Source organism: Kluyvera sp. STS39-E (assembly GCF_040932435.1).
In the GTDB taxonomy this organism is placed as follows: domain Bacteria; phylum Pseudomonadota; class Gammaproteobacteria; order Enterobacterales; family Enterobacteriaceae; genus Kluyvera.
The window spans coordinates 1-701 of sequence record NZ_JBFQGA010000024.1 but is presented as its reverse complement, the minus strand read 5'-3'; the positions used below and the strand labels follow the sequence as shown (position 1 = coordinate 701).

The following is a 701-nucleotide window of genomic DNA, read 5'->3' as shown; positions in this document are numbered from 1 at the left end:
CTGCGCATGAAATTCGGTGGCCGTTGTGCTTATTGCGGCTGTGAGCTACCAGAGAAAGGTTGGCATGCTGACCACGTTGAGGCGGTGCTGCGAAAATCAGAACAGTGCATGAAAGCCGCCGCGAAAGGCATCTTCAAACTAAAGGCGACTGGAGAATTCTACAGGCCAGAGGCTGAGAGGCTGGAAAACATGTTCCCGGCCTGTGCGCCCTGTAACCTGCTGAAAACGTCCTATTCGCTGGAAATGTTCAGAAAGCAGGTATCTCTTCAGGTTGAGCGCGGGCGCAAAAGCAGCATGAACTTCCGCACGGCAGAGCGTTTTGGCCTTATCGAGACAGTGGAAAAACCAGTCGTGTTCTGGTTCGAAAAATATCAGGCCAGTCTCGCAGGTTTGGTTATCGAAGGGGAAGGACAATGAAAAATTACCTCAGCAATTTAGCAAGCACCCTGCAGGGCATCGCAGGTGTTATTTCAGACGGTGAAAGGGTGCAGAAAGAATGCCCTGAGTATTTAAAGTCGGCACTCCTTGAGGCGTCTCACGCGTTGGATGGTCAGTCTGTAAGAGTTAATTATCCGCCAGGCGGTAAGCCTGAAATCGTAAACGCCCGCGGTAAGCGCCGGCAGCTAACCGTGCGGGAAAGAATTGCGATTCGGATTCTGGGCGAAAGAACGGAGATTAGGCCATGACAACCAACTTAACAG

At 51.6% G+C, this 701-nt stretch carries 2 protein-coding genes; both read left to right on the top strand.

Translation table 11 applies throughout. The features are described 5' to 3' along the window. Window positions 1–417, top strand: a 417-nt coding sequence (locus AB4K05_RS24635; protein ID WP_368482271.1) for an HNH endonuclease signature motif containing protein, incomplete at its 5' end; no start/stop codon positions are given. Next, the gene (locus AB4K05_RS24630) at window positions 414–686 is read left to right on the top strand and encodes a hypothetical protein (protein ID WP_368482270.1); all 273 of its coding nucleotides are present in this window, start codon (window positions 414–416) and stop codon (window positions 684–686) included. The genes AB4K05_RS24635 and AB4K05_RS24630, both read left to right, overlap by 4 nt. The last annotated feature ends 15 nt before the right edge of the window (window positions 687–701 follow it).

Coding starts and splice junctions, on each gene's coding strand:
- AB4K05_RS24630 (WP_368482270.1), top strand. CDS start 414: ATGAAAAATTACCTCAGCAATTTAGCAAGCACCCTGCAGGGCATCGCA.